Below are 14,050 nucleotides of genomic sequence, written 5' to 3' on the forward strand. Positions count from 1 at the left end.
GACAGGGCCTGCTGAACTGCCCAGCATGCAGCATGGAAGCACCTGGCCGCACCACGGGGTCCTCCCCCACCTCCTGAACGGCGTGAGGGAGGACCCTGTGCGTGGCAACCGGGTGCGCGCTTCTGTCAGAACGCCGGAACGACCGCGCCGTCGTACTTGTCCTCGATGAACTTCTTCACCTCGGGCGACGTCAGCAGCTTGACGAGCTTCTTGACGCGCGGGTCGTTCTCGTTGCCCTTCTTCACAACGAGGATGTTCGCGTACGGGTTGTCCTTGGCGGACTCGGCGGCGATCGCGTCCTTGGCCGGGTTGAGGTTGCCCTCCAGTGCGAAGTTGCTGTTGATCACCGCGGCGTCGACGTCACCGAGGGAGCGCGGCAGCTGGGGCGCCTCGAGCTCCTTGAACGAGAGGTTCTTGGGGTTGTCGGTGATGTCCTTGGGGGTCGCCTCGTAGCCGACGCCCGCCTTCAGCTTGATGAGGCCGTTCGCCTCCAGCAGTTTCAGGGCGCGGGCCTCGTTGGTGGTGTCGTTGGGGACGGCGACGGTGGCGCCCTTCCCGAGGTCCGCGAGCTTCTTGACGCTCTTGGAGTAGACACCGAGCGGCTCCAGGTGCACGGCGCCGCCGGCCACCGGCACGATGTCGGTGCCGTTCTTCTTGTTGAAGTCGTCGAGGTACGGCTTGTGCTGGAAGTAGTTGGCGTCGACCTGACCCTGCTGGACGGCCGTGTTCGGCGTCACGTAGTCGGTGAACTCCTTGACCTCCAGCTTGAGGCCGGCCTTCTTCGCCAGGTGGTCCTTCACATAGGTGAGGATCTCGCCCTGGGGGTTGGGGGTGGCGGCGACCGTCAGGGGGGCGTTCGCATCGGGCTTGCCGGAGTCGGAGCCCGAGCCGCAGGCGGAGAGCCCGAGAGTGAGGGCTCCAGCGGTCAGGACAGCGGCGGTGATCTTGGCGGTGTTACGCACGAAAAGTGCCTTTCCTAGGGGTGGTGCGCCCCCGCTTCATGAACGGGGGAGTCTTGGGGCCGGGAAGTCCCGGGGCTTCAGGCGGCCTTGCTGACGTCGGCCGCCGCGGGCTCCTTGGCCTTCAGCAGCCGCAGCTTCGGCGCCGGACCGGAGCGGCCGCCGCGCCGGTGCAGGAAGTGGGCGGCGAAGTCGCCGGCGAACTGGATGACGGAGATGACCACGGCGAGGACCGCCACGGTGATCCACATGAGCTGGGTCTCGAAGCGCTGATAGCCGTAGCGGATGGCGATGTCACCCAGACCGCCGGCGCCGACCGTGCCGGCCATCGCCGAGTACCCGATGAGGGTGACGACCGTGGTGGTGGTGCTGGAGATCAGCGAGGGCAGGGACTCTGGGACGAGGACCTTGCGCACGACCGTCCAGGTGTTGCCGCCCATCGCCTGCACGGCTTCGACGAGTCCGCCGTCCACTTCGCGGACGGCCGTCTCGACCAGGCGGGCGAAGAACGGGATGGCGCCGATGGCGAGCGGCACGATGGCGGCCTCGCGGCCGATGGTGGTGCCCGTGACCCAGCGGGTGAAGCCCATCAGGGCGACCATCAGGATGATGAACGGCATCGAGCGGGCGATGTTCACCACCTGCCCGAGGACCTTGTTGGCGACGACGTTCTGCAGCAGGCCGCCCCGGCCGGTGAGGACCAGCAGGATGCCGAGCGGGAGTCCGGCGACGACGGCGATGACCGTGGACCAGCCGACCATGTAGAGGGTGTCCCAACACGCCTGGGACAACAGGGGCTGCATCTCGGACCAGGTCACTTGGCACCTTCCTTCACCAGCGAGGCCTTGGGGTCGACGATGTCTATCTGGAGGCCCTGCTCACGCAGGAAGCCGATGGGCACGACGTTGTCCTCGTAGTGACCGGGCAGTTCGATACGCATCCGGCCGACCTGGAGGCCACCGACGGTGTCGAGGGCGGCACCGAGGATCGATATGTCGATGTTGTAGGTGCGGGCCAGCTGAGAGATGACGGGCTGGGTGGCGGCCTCGCCGTGGAAGGTGACGTCGACGACGGTCCGGTCCGGGCCGGAGGCCTCACCGTCGACCGGGAAGAGCGCGGCGGCCAGCTGCGAGCCCGGCGTGGCGAGCAGCTCGCCGACCGTGCCGGACTCGACGACGCGGCCCTTGTCCATGAGCGCCGCCGAGTCACAGATCGACTTCACGACGTCCATCTCGTGCGTGATGAGCAGAACGGTCAGGCCGAGCTCGCGGTTCAGGTCGCGCAACAGCTGGAGGATGGAGCGGGTGGTGTCCGGGTCCAGGGCGCTGGTGGCCTCGTCGGAGAGGAGCACCTTGGGGTCGCCGGCCAGGGCGCGGGCGATGCCGACGCGCTGCTTCTGACCGCCGGAGAGCTGGGCGGGGTAGGCGCCTGCCTTGTCGGCGAGGCCGACCAGGTCGAGCAGTTCGAGCGCTCTGCGGGAACGTTCCTTCCCTGACTTGCCGAGGATCTCCAGGGGAAGCTCGACATTGTCCCGCACCGTGCGCGAGGACAGCAGGTTGAAGTGCTGGAAGACCATGCCGATCCGGCTGCGCGCCCGCCGCAGCTCCTTGCCGGCGCGCGGCCCGTGGCCGGCGAGGGCGGTGAGGTCCTGTCCGGCGACGGTGACCGTGCCGGAGGTGGGACGCTCCAGCAGATTGACACAGCGGATGAGCGAGGACTTGCCGGCGCCGGACTGGCCGATGACGCCGTACACCTCGCCTTCGCGGACGTGCAGGTCGACGCCGTCGAGGGCGGTGACCTCGCGGCCTCGCGAGCGGTAGACCTTGGTGAGGCCCGATGTGGTGATCACGTGGGTTTCCGTCACTGTCGAGTGCGCGGCGCGCCGTGGGCGCCGGGCACGGCGTTCATGGTCGGGTACAGCCAGAACGCAGCACGGTTCTCGAAAGGGTGCCGGAGGCGGGAGAAACGTGCGCGCAGGGGAGGGGGCTCGGCCGCATGCGCCGGACGGTCCCGGACGCGGGCGCGGAGATGAGCGGGCTCTCGCTTCGGGGCGCGAGGCTCAGATGGTGCAGGGGCCCTCTAGAAGGCGCACATTCGACGCGCAGGACGCATACAACGAGCACCGGGCGTCATGGTCGCCTCGGTCGCAAGTACGCGGCTGCTCGTCGTGGTCATGCGGGCAAGTAAAGCAGAAGCACGGCAGGGAACCGCCACCGCTGTCCGAATGGCGGACAGCGGTGGACAGCTTCAGCCGCGTACCGAGATCTCCATAAAACACCTGGTGGCCAGGGCGGACAGGGCCGAAAGACCCTTCACCACCGGGTCAGCGTCCAGCTCGTGGGACGCCGGGTTGTGGCCAACGCCACGGTGGATCCACCGCCGGCGCGGGCGGTCGCCGGCCGGACCTCGGCCATACGCCGGGGGCAGCCCAGGGGTGCGCGCGTGGGGCCTTTTGGCCCGTAATAGGGTCACGGCATGTTTGATGCCCTGACACTGGTGACCGGTGTCGCCGCACTACTCCTCGCCGCCTGGTGCGGCTGGGCGGCCTATCGTGATCAGCCCACGAAGGACTGGCACTTCGTCGGCATGGCCGTGGTGACGCTGCTGGCCGTGATCCAGTTGGTCGTCGGCATCGTCCAACTGGCGCGCGGCGAGAAGCCTGCTCAGGGCACGACGATCTTCGTGGCGTATCTGCTCGGAGCCTTCGCATGCGTTCCGGCGGCCGGTTTCATGTCGCTGGCGGAGCGCACGCGCTGGGGTTCGGTGACGGTCGCGGCCGGCGGTGTGGTCCTCGCCGTGCTGCAGGTGCGGCTCTATGACATCTGGGGAGGCTGAGGTGACCGCCACACAGAAACCGACGACGACACGACTCATCAGCGGGCCCGGCATCCTGCTCGTCTGGCTCTACGGCGTGATGGTGGTCGGAGCGGTGTCGCGCTCGGTGGTGCAGATCTCGACGCAGTTCGACAAGGCCCCGCTGGCGTACTCCCTGTCGGCGGTGGCGGGCATCGTCTACGGCTTCATCACCTACTCCCTGGTCCGCGGCGGGGAAAAAGCCCGCAGGGCTGCGCTGTTGTGCTGCGCCGCCGAACTGGCGGGTGTGCTGATCGTGGGCACGTGGACCTTGGTCGAGCCGTCCGCCTTCCCCGACGCGACCGTCTGGTCCGACTACGGCATGGGGTATCTCTTCATTCCCGTACTGCTGCCGTTGTCGGCCATGTACTGGCTCCGGAAGGCACGCGTGCGGCAGCAGGGCGCCTGAAAGCCGCCGTCGGCTGCGAACCGTGCGCAGCGGGCCGCGCGGTTCCGCAGGGAACGCGTTGCCGTCTTACGCCGTTGCCGCGTACGTCCCTGCCGGGACCTGCTTCTCCAGGACGATCATCGGGACGCCGTCCTCACCCTGGGACGTGCCGACCGTCTCGTAGCCGACGCGGCGATACAGGCGGAGGTTGCCCTCGCTGCGGTGACCCGCGCTGAGACGGAACCGCTTCGCGCCGCGCTGCTCCACCAGCGCCGCCTCCACCGCGCGCAGCAGCCGGGCGCCGATGCCGTGACCCTGCAGCCGCGGGTGCACGCAGAGTTTGCCGATGGCCGCCGCGCCGCCCTCGGTCGCACTGCCGCGCACCGAGCCGACCACCTCGTCGCCCAGCCGGGCCACGATGACGCAGTCCGAGGCGACCTCCTCACGGACCGAGTCCAAGGTCTGGACGAGCGGGGCGATGCGGTAGTTGCCGTACAGCGCGGCCTCGCTCTGGAAGCACAGGTACTGCAGCCTGAAGATCTGCTCGGCGTCCTGCTCGGTCGCCTCAGAGATGGTCACGCTCATGCCCATGTGCGCACGCCTCCCGCTCACCTGATCGCCGGTCGTCCCTCACTCCTATCCCCGCCCTTCGCGGGCCGCAACCTCCGCTGCCGGCCACCAATGAAGGCATTCCAGGCATTTGGAACGTTCCGCCGCAAGACTGCCCTGTGAGATACCCAACTCGGCGCGAGCCGCGTGGAACAGGCGGCGTGACGCGGCCGCCTCGGCAATGGGTTGCCGAGGCGGCCGAACGTCACCCAACCGGGGTGGCGCTGTTGCGCGTTGACGTCTCAGCGGCGCAGGAAGTCCTCACGGGCGAGCACACCGGTGTCGGCGTTGTCGGTGAAGACACCGTCGATGCCGGTCGCGAAGTACGTCCTGAAAGCACCGAAGACGTCCCCGTACGCGGCCGGGTCCGTGCCCTTCCTGAAGTTCGCCGGCAGGAAGGTGTTCTCGTTGCGCATGGTGTACGGGTGCAGGATCAGGCCCGCGGCATGCGCGTCGGCGACGAGCGTGGTCGGCGTGGTGAGATTGCCCTGCGCGTCCTTCGGGATGACCAGGTCGAGGGTGGGGCCGATGCCCTGGGCGTACGACGCGATCTCCTTGAGGCCCTGCCGCGTGACGAGGTCGGCGACCCTCCGCGGGTCACCCGCCTCCACGAAGTCCCAGGGGCGCTCGCCGGCGCTCGACAGCAGCACGACGAGCGGGTTGTCGACGAGCGCGTTCAGCCGCTGGATGCTGCTCGGCTCGAAGGACTGGATGATGACCGGCGACTTCTTCTTGTCCTTGCCGTGCTTGCGCAGGATCTTCGCGAGCCGCTCCTCCAGGCCGAGGCCCAGCTTGCGGAAGTAGGTGGGGTGTTTGGTCTCGGGGTAGACCCACACCTGCTTGCCGCGCTTACGGGTCTGCTCGTCCTGCCACTGGAGCACCTCTTCGAAGGTGGGTATCTCCCAACGGCCGTTGTAGACCGTGTTGCGCTGGCGGGCGGCCGGGATGCGCTCGATCGCGCGCAGGGTCTTCAGCTCGGCGAGGGTGAAGTCCTCGGTGAACCAGCCCGTGGTGGAGACGCCGTCCAGAACCTTGGTGGTCTTGCGGTCGGCGAACTCGGGATGGTCGGCGACGTCGGTGGTGCCGCCGATCTCCGGCTCGTGCCGGCACACGAGATGGCCGTCCTTGGTGGGCACCAGGTCGCCGGCCTCCACGATGTCGGCACCCATGTCGAGGGCCAGATTGTAGGAGCCGAAGGTGTGCTCCGGCCGGTAGCCGCTGGCCCCGCGGTGCCCGACGATCGTCGGCACGGGCAGATCCGCGAGACGGCCACCCGCCTGCCTCGTGTCCGCCCTCGCGGTACCGGACAGTCCGAGCACCGCTCCGCCCGCACCGAGCACCGCGGCCCCGAGCACCGCCCGACGGCCCGCACCTCGCCCCTGCCCGTACGACTCCTGCGTCCCCATGAGGCTCCTCCCGCCACATCTGTCAAAGCGGGTCGATGGTAGGGGCGTACGGGTGACGGCCGGAAGACGTACAACGGAACACGGTGCGGACTCGGGACGTCCTCCAGGATGCGCACAACGGCCTACGCAGCAAAGGTGAGTGATGACGCGTCATCCAGGCGTACGCGATGTCCGTCACATCCGCCCGGCAGACGACGGACACGTAAACGCGGCACCACCGCAGGTAAACAGTCGTCCATGACACGTGTCCGCTCGGTGAACCCGATGTGCGACATGCCGGGGATCGCGAGTATCGTCCTCACCTGCACAGACTCATACCGCATCCCTTGACACCGGAGGGTCCGTTGTCCCGCTTCAAGCTCATCAAGGCAGTGCTCGGACCGATCATGCGCCTGATGTTCCGCCCACGGGTGGAGGGCATGGAGCACATCCCGGCCGACGGCCCGGTCATCATGGCCGGCAACCACCTGACGTTCATCGACTCGATCGTGCTGCCGGTGGTGACCAAGCGACAGGTGTTCTTCATCGGCAAGGACGAGTACGTCACCGGCAAGGGCATCAAGGGCCGGCTGATGGCCTGGTTCTTCACGGGCGTCGGCATGATCCCGGTGGACCGGGACGGCGCGAACGGCGGTGTGGCCGCGCTGATGACCGGCCGCCGGATCCTGGAGGAGGGCAAGGTCTTCGGTATCTACCCGGAGGGCACCCGTTCCCCCGACGGCCGTCTGTACCGCGGCCGCACGGGCATCGCGCGTCTCACCCTGATGACCGGCGCCCCGGTCGTCCCGTTCGCGATGATCGGCACGGACAAGCTGCAGCCGGGCGGCCGGGGCATGCCGCGCCCCGGCCGGGTCACGGTCCGCTTCGGTGAGCCGATGGAGTTCTCCCGGTACGAGGGCATGGACCGCGACCGGTATGTGCTGCGTGCGGTGACCGACTCCGTGATGGCGGAGGTCATGCGGTTGTCGGGGCAGGAGTACGTGGACATGTACGCCACCAAGGCCAAGGCCGCCTAGCACTCTGCGCCCTGTCGCCGGGTGCGGCCCGCCCGTGGTTGCCCGTGGCCGAGCGGCACATGACGCCACATCCGGCCCTTGTCAGGGCGCGCCGGCCAGCCTCTGTTCGCGCAGCAGGAACCACGCCGCCACCGCGGCGGCCAGCAGGACCGCCGCGCCCGCGCCGGTTGCCAGCGTCAGGCCGTCGACGAAGGCATCGCGGGCCGACGACAACAGCTCCTCGCCGGTGGCCGCGGGCATGCCCGCGGCCACCTCGACCGCGCCGCCCAGTGATTCGTGTGCCGCGGCCGGGGTGCCGGCCGGGCCCGTGAATCCGCGGTAGACGCCACTCACGATCGAGCCGAGCAGCGCGATACCGAGGGCGGCGCCGAGTTCGTACGCCGTCTCGGAGACCGCGGACGCGGCGCCCGCCTGTTCCTTGGGCACATTGGAGAGGATCACGTCGGCGGTCACGGTGAACGAGAAGCCGGCGCCGACGCCCAGGACCAGCAGGGCGGTTCCGATGAACGGGTAGCCGGTGGACCGGTCGAGCAGGGTGAGGGCGGCGAGCGCCAGGCCCACCGCCGCGAGCCCGCCGGACACCACGGCCCGTACCGAGAAGCGCCGGGCCACCGCGCCCGCGACGAGGCCCGCCGCCACCGCGCCGACCGCGGCGGGCAGTTCGGCCAGGCCCGCCTCGAACGGTGCCCTGCCCTGGACGAGTTGCAGGTACTGCGAGAGGAAGAAGACCAGCCCGGACATGCCGAGAACGGTCAGCAGGTCCGCGAGCACGGCGCCGGAGAAGCCACGGCTGCTGAACAGCCGCACATCCAGCAACGGCTTCGGGAGCGTCAACTGGCGGCGCACGAAGCCGCAGAGCGCGGCGGCACCGAGGACGCCGACGGCCGCGGCCGGCCAGGAGAACCCGTGCGCGGCTGCCTCCTTGACGGCGTACACGAGGCCGACCATGCCGACGAGCGAGAGCACGACGCTGATCAGGTCCCAGGGGCCGGGGCTCGGATTGCGGGACTCCGGCAGTGTCCTGATGCCGACGAGCACGAGGACCGCCATCACCGGCAGGTTGATCAGGAAGACCGAGCCCCACCAGAAGTGTTCGAGCAGGAAGCCTCCGACTATCGGGCCGACCGCCGTACCGCCCGAGGCGGTGGCGCCCCAGATACCGATGGCGAGGCTGCGCTCGCGCGGGTCGTGGAAGAGGTTGCTGATCAGGGCGAGCGTGGCGGGCATCAGGGTCGCGCCCGCGACACCGAGCAGCGCCCGCGCCAGGATCATCGTCTCCGGCGTGGACGCGTAGGCGTTGAGGACGGACACCGCGCCGAAGGCCGTGGCACCGCCGAGCAGGATCCGCTTGCGGCCGATGCGGTCGCCGAGGCTGCCCATGGAGACGAGCAGACCGGCGATGACGAACGAGTAGACGTCACCGATCCACAGCAGCTGGGTGCCCGACGGTTTCAGGTCCTCGCTGATGTACGGGGTCGCGAGACCGAGGACGGTCGCGTCCACGGCCACCAGCAGCACGGCGAGCACGAGGACGGAGAGCGCGAGCCACCGGCCCGGACGCTTCTCGCCCTGCGACCCGACGTCCCTCGAGCTCTGCGCTGCGCTCGCGCAGGGGGCGCCCCCGTGCCGCACGGTGCTGGTCATGGTTCCTCTCTCCGCAGTGCGCCGCCGAGCAGCAGCTCAGCGATCATGGTGGGGAATTCCCTGGCGGCCACGCGGCCGTCCAGCGCGGCCCAGGCGCCCGAGGCGATGAGTCCGTAGAGCGCCTCGGTGAGCCAGACCGGGGTGAGGTCGATGCGGAACTCGCCGCTTTGCTGGCCTCGCAGGAACACCGCGCCGATCCGGTTGTCGAGCCGGATCCAGCCCTCGTTCTGCCGTTCGCCTTCCCACAGCTGGTTCTCGCCGTAGAGGAAGGCGAGCAGCCCGGCGGCGGGCTGGATCTCGCGCAGAAGCCTGCGTACGGCGTCGCTCGCGGATCCCTCGTCCAGCCGGGCGGCGTCCAGGGCCGCCTCGCACTCCTCGATGCCGAGCGTCTCCAACGCCCTCACGAGCGCCTCACGCCCGGCGAAGTGGCGGTGCAGGGTCGCCCGGCTGATCCCCGCCGCCTTGGCGACCTCGTCCATGGTGGCGGTGGATTTCCGGGTGAGCAGGGCGGCTGCGCTGCGCAGCATGTGTTCACGGTCGACAGCCATGAGACAACGATAAAGCATGTGAGACATTGATGTCTCACAAGATACGTACGCGTTCCAGGAGGGGGGTCCGCTCGGGACTCGGCAGGCCGGGTTTCCGCGCTGCCTCAGTGCCAGGCAAGCCGCCCGCGCCGCTCCCAGTACGCGTGCGGGTCCTCGGCGAGCGCGTCGAGACGAGCGAGCCGGTCCTCGGTGAGGTCTACGACCGTGGCGTGCAGGTTGGAGGCGAGCTGAACGGTGGTGGCGGCGCCGGAGAGGACGACTGAGGCCCAGGGCTGCCGCAGGACGAAGGCGAGGGCGACCGCGTCGCAGCCGAGGGATGTCTCCGCGGCCACCGCCTTGAGGGGATCCGGCGCACAGGGGTCCGCCAGACGCCCGTTCGCCATGCCCTCCTTGACGATCACCGTGAGCCCCGCGTCGTGGGCCTCGGCGAGCGCGGGCGCGGCCGAGGTCTCCAGCAGGTTGTACGTGGACTGCACGGTACGGAACAGGGGCTTGCCGTCGACCGTCACAGCGAGCGCGGCACGGATCGCGTCGGCCTGTGCCGGGCCACTGGTGGAGAAGCCGATCGTGACGCCCTGCGCCGCGGCCTCGGCGAGCTCGGCGTGCAGGTCCTTGTCGGTGAGGGCCGGGCTGTCCGATGTGAGGGAGTGGATCTGGTAGAGGTCGAGCCGGTCGCCGAGCACGGCGGCCGTCTCGGCGCGCTGCCGGTGGTACGTGGCCAGGCTGTGGTCCTTGACCTCGTGCTTCTCGGCGTCGGTACGCCAGTTCGCGGTGTAGGTGTAGCCCCACTTGCTGCCCACGACGACATCGTCGATGTCGGGGTGGACGTTCAGCCACTCGGCGAGGAATTCCTCGCCGCGTCCGTACGAGCGGGCCACGTCGACGTAGCGCACGCCCTGGGCGTAGGCGGCGTCCAGGAGTTCATGGGTGCGCTCGCGCAGAGCGTCGACGCTACGGACGGGCGGGAGGTCCCGCTCGCGGCCGAGGTTGATGTAGCCGGGGCGGCCGACGGCGGCGAGACCCAGCCCGATGTGACACGTGGGGGTCGTCGCCGAGGCCAGTCGGGCGAAGGGCATCGCGGGCTCCGTTCGGTCGGCTCCTTGCGGCTGGAGCCCCTCTGCCGGGGCACCAGCGCCCAACCTAACCCGCGCTGCCCTTCGCGTACGCGGCCTGCGGCTCCTACTTCTGCTTCGCGGTGGCCCACACGTGCTGGGCCGCCACGTCCGCCTTGACCTCGGCGAGCTGGACAGCGACCGCCGAGGGCGCCGTACCGCCGCGGCCGTTACGGGAGGCGAGGGCGCCGGGGACGTTGAGGACCGACCGCACCTGAGGCGTCAGATGCGCGGAGATCTTCGAGAACTGCTCGTCCGTGAGCTCGTCCAGCTCCTTGCCGTCGGCCTCGGCGACCTTCACACACTCTCCGGCGACCTCGTGCGCGACGCGGAACGGCACGCCCTGTTTGACCAGCCACTCGGCGACGTCGGTGGCGAGGGAGAAGCCGGCCGGGGCCAGCTCCTCCATGCGCTCACGGTGCACGGTGAGCGTGGCCATCATGCCGGTGAAGGCCGGGAGCAGGACCTCCAACTGGTCGATGGAGTCGAAGACCGGCTCCTTGTCTTCCTGGAGGTCGCGGTTGTACGCCAGCGGAAGGGCCTTGAGGGTGGCGAGGAGGCCCGTCAGATTGCCGATCAGACGGCCGCTCTTACCGCGGGCCAGCTCCGCGATGTCCGGGTTCTTCTTCTGCGGCATGATCGACGAGCCGGTCGAGAAGGCGTCGTGGAGGGTCACGAAGGAGAACTCCTTCGTGTTCCAGATGATGACCTCCTCGGCGATCCGGGAGAGGTTGACGCCGATCATCGCGGTGATGAAGGCGAACTCGGCGACGAAGTCGCGCGAGGCCGTGCCGTCGATGGAGTTGGCCGAGCTGCCGTGCTCGAAGCCGAGGTCCTGGGCGACCGCCTCCGGGTCGAGGCCGAGGCTGCTGCCGGCGAGTGCGCCCGAGCCGTACGGGGACACGGCCGTGCGCTCGTCCCACTGGCGCAGCCGCTCGGCATCCCGGGACAGGGCCTGGACATGTGCGAGGACGTGGTGCGCGAAGAGCACCGGCTGGGCGTGCTGGAGGTGGGTGCGGCCGGGCATCGCCACGTCCGGATGGGCCTCGGCGAGCCCGACCAGCGCGTCCTGGAGGTCGGCGATCAGGCCCCCGACGATCCGGGCGTGGTCGCGCAGGTACATACGGAAGAGGGTCGCGACCTGGTCGTTGCGGGAGCGGCCGGCGCGCAGCTTGCCGCCGAGGTCGGGGCCGAGGCGCTCCAGGAGACCGCGCTCCAGGGCGGTGTGGACGTCCTCGTCGGCGATGGTCCCGGTGAACTCGCCCGAGGCCACGTCGGCTTCGAGCCGGTCGAGGCCGGCCAGCATGCGCGTCAGCTCGTCGGCCGTGAGCAGCCCCGCCTTGTGCAGCACGCGCGCGTGGGCGCGGGAACCGGCGATGTCGTAGGGCGCGAGCCGCCAGTCGAAGTGGACGGACGCGGACAGCTTCGCCAGGGCCTCGGCGGGACCGTCGGCGAAACGGCCGCCCCAGAGCCGTACGTCACCGCTGTTGCTGCTCACTTGAGTTGCTCCTCGGAAGATGTCTCTGTGCGACCGCCTCCTCACCCTTGCAGGTGAGGAGGCGGCTGTCAGGCTGATGCGTGCGGGGTGACCTGTACGGGGTTACGCCAGGTCCCGCCGCGCGGCGATCTTCGACGACAGGCTGTAGATGTCGATGAAGCCCTTGGCCGCGGACTGGTCGAACGTGTCGCCGGTGTCGTAGGTCGCGAGGTTGAAGTCGTACAGCGACTGCTCGGACCGCCGTCCGGTGACGACCGCGCGGCCGCCGTGCAGGGTCATCCGGACGTCGCCGGAGACATGCTGGTTGGCCTCGTTGATGAAGCCGTCCAGGGCGCGCTTGAGCGGGGAGAACCACTGGCCGTCGTAGACCAGTTCGCCCCAGCGCTGCTCGACCTGACGCTTGTAGCGGGCGAGTTCACGCTCGACGGTGACGTTCTCCAGCTCCTGGTGGGCGGTGATCAGAGCGATCGCGCCGGGAGCCTCGTACACCTCGCGGGACTTGATGCCCACGAGCCGGTCCTCGACCATGTCGATACGGCCGATTCCCTGGCCACCGGCGCGCTCGTTGAGCTGCTGGATGGCCTGCAGGACGGTGACGGGCCTGCCGTCGATGGCGACCGGGACACCCTCCTTGAAGGTGATGATCACCTCGTCGGCCTCGCGGGGCTCGGCCGGGTTGGAGGTGTACTCGTAGATGTCCTCGATCGGCGCGTTCCAGATGTCCTCGAGGAAGCCGGTTTCGACGGCACGGCCGAAGACGTTCTGGTCGATGGAGTAGGGGGACTTCTTGGTGGTCGCGATCGGGAGGTTCTTCGCCTCGCAGAACGCGATCGCCTTGTCCCGCGTCATCGCGTAGTCACGGACCGGGGCGATGCACTTCAGGTCGGGAGCGAGGGCGACGATGCCGGCCTCGAAGCGGACCTGGTCGTTGCCCTTGCCGGTGCAGCCATGGGCGACGGTGGTGGCGCCGTGCTTCTTCGCGGCGGCGACCAGGTGCTTGACGATGGTCGGCCGCGAGAGGGCGGAGACCAGCGGGTAGCGGTCCATGTAGAGGGCGTTGGCCTTGATCGCCGGGAGGCAGTACTCGTCGGCGAACTCGTCCTTGGCGTCGGCGACCTCGGCCTCGACGGCACCGCAGGCGAGCGCGCGCTTACGGATGACGTCCAGGTCCTCGCCGCCCTGGCCGACATCCACGGCAACGGCGATGACCTCGGCGCCGGTCTCCTCGGCGATCCAGCCGATGGCGACGGAGGTGTCCAGACCGCCGGAATAGGCGAGTACGACGCGCTCGGTCACGGGTTTCTCCCTCACAGTGCATTCGCTGATATGCATGAGTATGCAGAACTCTGCATGATTCGTCAATCCGGAGCGCCGTGTCGCGCAATTCCTTAGACAAGCGAAAGAATCTCGTCGATAATCGTTCGACATGGAAAAGACCTATGAGCGCCTTGACGGCAGGCTGCGTACGTTCATCGAGGCCCAGCCCCTCTTCTTCACCGCGACCGCTCCCCTCTCCGGCGACGGCACGGTCAACCTCTCGCCGAAGGGGCTGAAAGGTTCCTTCGCGGTCATCGACGACCTCACGGTGGCCTACCTGGACTTCGCGGGAAGCAATGCCGAGACGATCGCGCACCTGCGGGAGAACGGTCGGATCACCCTGATGTGGTGCGCCTTCCAGGGTCCGCCGAACATCGTCCGCGTGCACGGCCGCGCCGAGCCGGTCTTCCGCGACGACCCCCGCTTCAAGGACCTGCTCACCCGTTTCCCCGACATCGACCCGAGCCTGCACGGACTGCGCGCGATCATCGTCGTGACCGCCGAGCACATCCGGGACACCTGTGGCTACGCGGTGCCCTTCATGTCGTACGAAGAGGACCGCGATCTGCACGGCAAGCGGTTCGCGCGCGAGGACGACGCCTCCCTCGATGAGTACTTCCGGAGGAAAGAGCACATCGAAACGAGCCTGGACGGCCTGCCCGGCCTGCCGTTGCCGCTACCGCCGTCTACGGTCTGAGGC

At 69.1% G+C, this 14,050-nt stretch carries 14 protein-coding genes; 4 read left to right on the forward strand and 10 right to left on the reverse strand.

Going from position 1 to position 14,050, the window contains the following annotated elements; translation table 11 throughout:
• Positions 1 to 125: 125 nt before the first annotated feature.
• The 3 genes from ACWDEX_RS24380 to ACWDEX_RS24390 form a co-directional block, all read right to left on the reverse strand.
• A complete protein-coding gene (locus tag ACWDEX_RS24380) occupies positions 126 to 962 on the reverse strand; it encodes a MetQ/NlpA family ABC transporter substrate-binding protein (RefSeq protein ID WP_450466006.1) in 837 nt (278 codons plus the stop codon).
• Between the two features lie 77 nt (positions 963 to 1,039).
• On the reverse strand, positions 1,040 to 1,777 hold the full coding sequence (locus ACWDEX_RS24385) for a methionine ABC transporter permease (RefSeq protein ID WP_450466007.1): 738 nt from the start codon (positions 1,775 to 1,777) through the stop codon (positions 1,040 to 1,042).
• Entirely contained in the window at positions 1,774 to 2,808 is a 1,035-nt protein-coding gene (locus ACWDEX_RS24390; protein WP_450466008.1) for a methionine ABC transporter ATP-binding protein, read from the reverse strand. The genes ACWDEX_RS24385 and ACWDEX_RS24390 overlap by 4 nt, the downstream gene beginning before the upstream one ends.
• A 626-nt stretch (positions 2,809 to 3,434) precedes the next feature.
• On the opposite strand from ACWDEX_RS24390, the gene ACWDEX_RS24395 reads away from it, so the two are divergent.
• Both ACWDEX_RS24395 and ACWDEX_RS24400 read left to right on the forward strand, forming a co-directional pair.
• Positions 3,435 to 3,794: a hypothetical protein gene (locus ACWDEX_RS24395; protein ID WP_450466009.1), complete on the forward strand. Its 360-nt coding sequence runs from the start codon at positions 3,435 to 3,437 to the stop codon at positions 3,792 to 3,794.
• Entirely contained in the window at positions 3,775 to 4,221 is a 447-nt protein-coding gene (locus ACWDEX_RS24400; RefSeq protein ID WP_450466010.1) for a hypothetical protein, read from the forward strand. The genes ACWDEX_RS24395 and ACWDEX_RS24400 overlap by 20 nt, the downstream gene beginning before the upstream one ends.
• 66 nt (positions 4,222 to 4,287) lie before the next feature.
• Here ACWDEX_RS24400 and ACWDEX_RS24405 read toward each other — a convergent pair whose 3' ends face one another.
• Together ACWDEX_RS24405 and ACWDEX_RS24410 are read right to left on the reverse strand one after the other, a co-directional pair.
• Positions 4,288 to 4,791 (reverse strand): GNAT family N-acetyltransferase, encoded by a 504-nt coding sequence (locus ACWDEX_RS24405; RefSeq protein WP_450466011.1) that lies wholly within the window; start codon positions 4,789 to 4,791, stop codon positions 4,288 to 4,290.
• 260 nt (positions 4,792 to 5,051) lie between these two features.
• Positions 5,052 to 6,215, reverse strand: a complete 1,164-nt coding sequence (locus ACWDEX_RS24410; protein WP_450466012.1) for a glycerophosphodiester phosphodiesterase — start codon at positions 6,213 to 6,215, stop codon at positions 5,052 to 5,054.
• A 326-nt stretch (positions 6,216 to 6,541) separates the two neighbouring features.
• On the opposite strand from ACWDEX_RS24410, the gene ACWDEX_RS24415 reads away from it, so the two are divergent.
• Entirely contained in the window at positions 6,542 to 7,231 is a 690-nt protein-coding gene (locus ACWDEX_RS24415; RefSeq protein WP_450466014.1) for a lysophospholipid acyltransferase family protein, read from the forward strand.
• An 81-nt stretch (positions 7,232 to 7,312) separates the two neighbouring features.
• On the opposite strand, the gene ACWDEX_RS24420 is transcribed toward ACWDEX_RS24415, so the two are convergent.
• The 5 genes from ACWDEX_RS24420 to ACWDEX_RS24440 all read right to left on the reverse strand — a co-directional run bounded on the left by ACWDEX_RS24420 (position 7,313) and on the right by ACWDEX_RS24440 (position 13,329).
• Positions 7,313 to 8,875, reverse strand: coding sequence for an MFS transporter (locus ACWDEX_RS24420; protein WP_450466015.1), 1,563 nt, complete (start codon positions 8,873 to 8,875; stop codon positions 7,313 to 7,315).
• Positions 8,872 to 9,423 (reverse strand): TetR/AcrR family transcriptional regulator, encoded by a 552-nt coding sequence (locus tag ACWDEX_RS24425; protein WP_450466017.1) that lies wholly within the window; start codon positions 9,421 to 9,423, stop codon positions 8,872 to 8,874. Before ACWDEX_RS24425 ends, ACWDEX_RS24420 begins: the two co-directional genes overlap by 4 nt.
• A gap of 104 nt (positions 9,424 to 9,527) precedes the next feature.
• Positions 9,528 to 10,499 carry an aldo/keto reductase gene (locus ACWDEX_RS24430; protein WP_450466018.1) on the reverse strand — a complete coding sequence of 324 codons (972 nt, stop codon included), beginning with the start codon at positions 10,497 to 10,499 and terminating at the stop codon, positions 9,528 to 9,530.
• A 103-nt stretch (positions 10,500 to 10,602) separates the two neighbouring features.
• Positions 10,603 to 12,033 (reverse strand): argininosuccinate lyase, encoded by a 1,431-nt coding sequence (argH, locus tag ACWDEX_RS24435; RefSeq protein ID WP_450466020.1) that lies wholly within the window; start codon positions 12,031 to 12,033, stop codon positions 10,603 to 10,605.
• Positions 12,034 to 12,135: 102 nt separating this feature from the next.
• Positions 12,136 to 13,329, reverse strand: coding sequence for an argininosuccinate synthase (locus tag ACWDEX_RS24440; RefSeq protein WP_450466021.1), 1,194 nt, complete (start codon positions 13,327 to 13,329; stop codon positions 12,136 to 12,138).
• 130 nt (positions 13,330 to 13,459) lie between these two features.
• Between ACWDEX_RS24440 and ACWDEX_RS24445 the strand changes: the two genes are divergently transcribed.
• Positions 13,460 to 14,047 carry a pyridoxamine 5'-phosphate oxidase family protein gene (locus tag ACWDEX_RS24445; RefSeq protein WP_450466022.1) on the forward strand — a complete coding sequence of 196 codons (588 nt, stop codon included), beginning with the start codon at positions 13,460 to 13,462 and terminating at the stop codon, positions 14,045 to 14,047.
• Positions 14,048 to 14,050: the final 3 nt, after the last annotated feature.

The organism is Streptomyces sp. NPDC001020, assembly GCF_053599115.1.